The sequence below is a fragment of the Promicromonospora kroppenstedtii DSM 19349 genome (assembly GCF_000515355.1).
Taxonomy (GTDB): Bacteria; Actinomycetota; Actinomycetes; order Actinomycetales; family Cellulomonadaceae; genus Promicromonospora; species Promicromonospora kroppenstedtii.
The window spans coordinates 51,227-55,109 of record NZ_KI911707.1 but is presented as its reverse complement, the minus strand read 5'-3'; the positions used below and the strand labels follow the sequence as shown (position 1 = coordinate 55,109).

3 protein-coding genes are annotated in these 3,883 nt (G+C 69.9%); 2 read left to right on the top strand and 1 reads right to left on the bottom strand.

The genetic code is table 11. The features are described from left to right. Nucleotides 1–165: 165 nt before the first annotated feature. On the bottom strand, nucleotides 166–2,022 hold the full coding sequence (locus tag PROKR_RS19080) for a LamG-like jellyroll fold domain-containing protein (protein WP_036965771.1): 1,857 nt from the start codon (nucleotides 2,020–2,022) through the stop codon (nucleotides 166–168). Between the two features lie 163 nt (nucleotides 2,023–2,185). Here PROKR_RS19080 and PROKR_RS19075 point away from each other — a divergent pair, with 163 nt between their 5' ends. Next, nucleotides 2,186–2,671 (top strand): DUF1269 domain-containing protein, encoded by a 486-nt coding sequence (locus PROKR_RS19075; RefSeq protein WP_036965769.1) that lies wholly within the window; start codon nucleotides 2,186–2,188, stop codon nucleotides 2,669–2,671. A gap of 500 nt (nucleotides 2,672–3,171) precedes the next feature. After that, nucleotides 3,172–3,798 carry a LysE family transporter gene (locus PROKR_RS19070; protein ID WP_036965767.1) on the top strand — a complete coding sequence of 209 codons (627 nt, stop codon included), beginning with the start codon at nucleotides 3,172–3,174 and terminating at the stop codon, nucleotides 3,796–3,798. Nucleotides 3,799–3,883: the final 85 nt, after the last annotated feature.

The window sequence follows — 3,883 nt, the reverse complement described above, 5'->3', positions numbered from 1 at the left end:
CGTCGTCGCCCCCGCCGTGAGGCCGACGACGAGGCCGGCCGTCAGGACGATGGAACGTGCCTTCTCGTGTGTGTGTCTCATACCCCCTACGACGCAGCGGCCGGGTGAAAGGTTGTGCCTCCCGGAAATGAATCCGAGAGATGTTTACGCAGTTCGGAAGGCGTTTCAGCGCTTCACGGCGGTGAGGAACTGGTCGGGCCGCAGGGCGCGGGAGACGATCCGGGTGTCGCCGATCCAGCCGTAGAAACCCTGCCCGTAGCGCTCGGCGGACTGGGTGCCGCCGATCGCGAACGGCTTACCGAGTGTCGAGATGCCGCGGGACTCCTCGGCCGCGTTGCGCGCGATCTTCGAGCCGTCCACGTACATCACCGTGTGCCGACCGTCGTTGACGAGCGCGACGTGCATCCAGCGGCCCACCGGGATCGCGTGGCTCCACGACGTCGGGTCGGCGTCGACGGGCACGGGGTAGACGACGAACTGCAGGAACCGCTCGCCCGACAGGTTCAGGCTGCAGGTGGCCTCGTCGTCGGACCAGCCGCTGTGCTTGCCGGCGTCGCCCGCCCGGCCCTCCCAGCTCAGGATGCCCATCCAGGAGTGGTCGCCCAGATAAGGCTCCGGCAGCTTGAGGAACGTCTCGATCGTGTAGCCCGACTCGAACTTCGCGCTGTTGACCGGCGCGTTCGGCCCGGTGCGCAGGACGGCGCCGCGGTCGGGCGACTTGCCGCCGTCGAACCGCAGGCTGGCGCGGGACGGCTGGGCGTCGTGATGCTCGGCCGACCAGGTCAGCGCCTCCGGGGCGCTGGCGTGCAGCAGCTGGGAGGTCAGGTCGTTCCCGTTGCCCGTCAGGTCGCGGGCGACGGTCCCGGGAGCCACCGGCGCGCCGTCCGACCCCGCCGTGGCCAGGCCCGCCTCGTCGAACCGCCAGTACGCGACGGTCCCGCGCGGCATCACGGCCGACGGCGGACGCGGCGCCGGCAGCAGCGGGGGCGCGAAGGCGGCGAACCGCTCGTCGAAGTCGATCTCCACGGTGAACCGGTCCACGTCGCCGCTCAGCTCGACGTGCTCCGCCTCCAGGGGCGTGGGCTCGTCCTTGGCCAGCAGCCAGGGCGAGAACGTCTCGACGTCGATCACGCCGCGCACCAGGTCGAACGCGTAGTAGCGCACCATGCCCGCGCCGCCGTAGTAACGGTCCTGGTAGTTGGTGATGTGCAGGTGCACCGGGTGGCCGGCGTCGTTGGTCAGGGTGGTGCGGCCGGACGGCCAGTAGTGCCCGCCGAGCGCGAGGAAGATCTGGTCGTTGCCCTTGATGAGACGGTCCCAGAGGCGCTGCCCGTTGTCGGAGAGGTGGGTTGTGCCGTCGTCCTCGGCCCAGACCAGGTCGTGCGTGGTCAGGATCGCGGGCAGCTCGGCGTGGCGGTCGAGCACGCCCTGCGTCCAGGCGAGTCCGGCGTCCGACAGGCGCCAGTCCAGCGCCAGGACCAGCCACTCGCGCCCGCCGCCGCGCACCACGTGGTAGCTGTTGTAGCCGTCGGGGGACGAACCGCCGTAGGTCTCCATCCGGGAGAAACGCTGCGGACCGAACGTGCGCAGGTACGGCGAGTCGCCGCGCTGGTCGTCACCGCTGACGTCGTGGTTGCCGGCCAGCACGCTGTACGGGAGGCGGCCCGCGGCCTCGAACGCGCGGCTCGCGGCGCGCATCTCGGTGGCGGTGCCGTGCTCGGTCACGTCGCCGAGCTGGGTCATGAACACGATGTTGTCCCGGGCCTGCTCGCGCACGAGGTGACGGAGCGTCGCCCGGACCGGCTCGGCGTCGGAGCCGCCGTCGTCCAGCAGGTACTGCGTGTCGGGCAGGACGGCGATCGTGAACCGTGCGGCGGCGGCGTCCGGCTGCCCGTCCTGGGGTGTGGCGGGCAGCGGCGCGGCGGACGCCGACGTCGTGCCCACGGCGGCGGACGCCGCGGAGATGATCGGTACGGCCGCTGCTGCCTGGAGCAGGGAGCGGCGCGAGAGCTTGTTTTCCACGTCGGCATCGTGGCCGGGCCGGCTGGCGCACGGGTGACGCGAGGCCGAACGGCGGCTGACGATTCGCCCCTGGGTGACCGGCACGGTTCGGCAAGCGGGGCGTGCACCCCGGTGCGACGATCGGACGAGGGGGGCTCGACCGTCCGGAAGGCTGAAGATCACCATGACAACGTTCACTGTCTGGAAGTTCGACGATCCTGGAGGCGCTCAGGCGGCGGCCGCCAACCTCAAGCAGGCGGCGTCGGAGGGCCTGATCACCGTGCTCGACCACGCCGTCGTGTCCTGGCCCGTCGGGCAGGCGACCCCGACCACCAAGCAGGCGCACGAGAACGAGTGGCGCGGCACCGGATGGGGTGCGTTCTGGGGGCTGCTCTTCGGCAGCCTGTTCTTCGTCCCGGTCGTCGGCGTCGCCGCCGGCGCTGCGATCGGCGCCCTGGCCAAGCACACCGAGGCGGTCGGCATCGACCGGAAGCAGCTCGAGACCATCCGGGAACAGGTCACCGTCGGCACGTCCGCGCTGTTCGCGGTGACCCAGGACGGCGACCTCGACCGGGTCGGCGAGCGCTTCCACGGCATGCGCGGCAAGCTCGTCGCGACCAACCTCACCGACGCGGAACGGTCGACGCTGCTGGAGACGTTCGGAACCTGATCTGCCCGGGTGATTCCGGTCGTCGAAATGACCGGTCATTTCTTTATACGCGACCCGCTGGGCTGTCCAGTCGAAATGACCATGATTGCGTGGACGCAACCAATTGTGCGCAGCGCAGAAGAACGAACGCCCCTCGCGGTGGTCCGCGAGGGGCGTTCGCCTGCTGGGGGAGGAGTACCAGCGACCGCTACCGGGTGACCCGGGCGGTGTTGTGCCAGATCAGAGGCCCAGCAGGCACAGGATCTGCTCGAGGGTCAGGCCCAGGTTGTCGAGCAGGTTCGAGACGATGTCGATGAGGCTCATGTGAGCGAATGCCTTTCATGAAATGGGGATCGCGGGACGATTCCCGCGAGTCGAACGGTGTTCGCGTTACATACGTTAAGTACACGACATGGACAGTGCAACGTGAATGGGATATTAGTGCGTAAAGCGCGGGATCATTAGCGTTGTGCTAAAGGGTCTGTGTCGGAAGCGTCCGGTCTGGCCGTAGGCTGACCGCCGTGCCGCTCTCCCTCTGGCTCGCCCTGGTCGGTGCGGGCGTCCTGATCTCCCTCACGCCCGGAGCGGGCGCGATCAACACGATGTCGAACGCCATGACGTCCGGCTGGGCGCGGTCGATCTGGGGGATCCTCGGGCAGCAGGCGGCGCTGCTCGTGCACCTCGTGATCGTCGCCGCGGGGGTCGGCGTGCTCGTTGCGGGCACGCCGTGGCTCTTCGACACCATCCGGTACGCCGGTGCCGCCTACCTGGTCTACCTCGGTGTGCGTCAGTTCCTGGCCAGGACCGGTCCGGGTGCGGACGCCGACGGCGGTGTCCGGCTGCCCGAGCCCGCCGGGTCGATGTTCCGGCGCGGGCTCCTGGTGAACCTCATGAACCCCAAGGCGGTCGTGTTCTTCCTCGCGTTCGTCCCGCAGTTCGTCCAGCCGGACCGCCCGCTGCTCGGCCAGTACGCGGTGCTCGCCGCGACCGTGGTGGTCATCGACGTCGTGGTCATGTGGTTCTTCTTCGCGACGACGGCGCGCGGGCTCGGCCGCCTGACGTCGGGGGAGAAGGGGGCGCGGGTCGTCAACCGGGTGTTCGGGAGTCTGTTCGTGGGGGTCGGGGCGCTGCTCGCGGTCATGCACTGACCGGCGGGGGAGGCCGGTCTACCGCACCACCGCCGCCACCGCGCTGACCTCGATCAGCGCGCCCGGCACCCCCAGCCCCGCGACG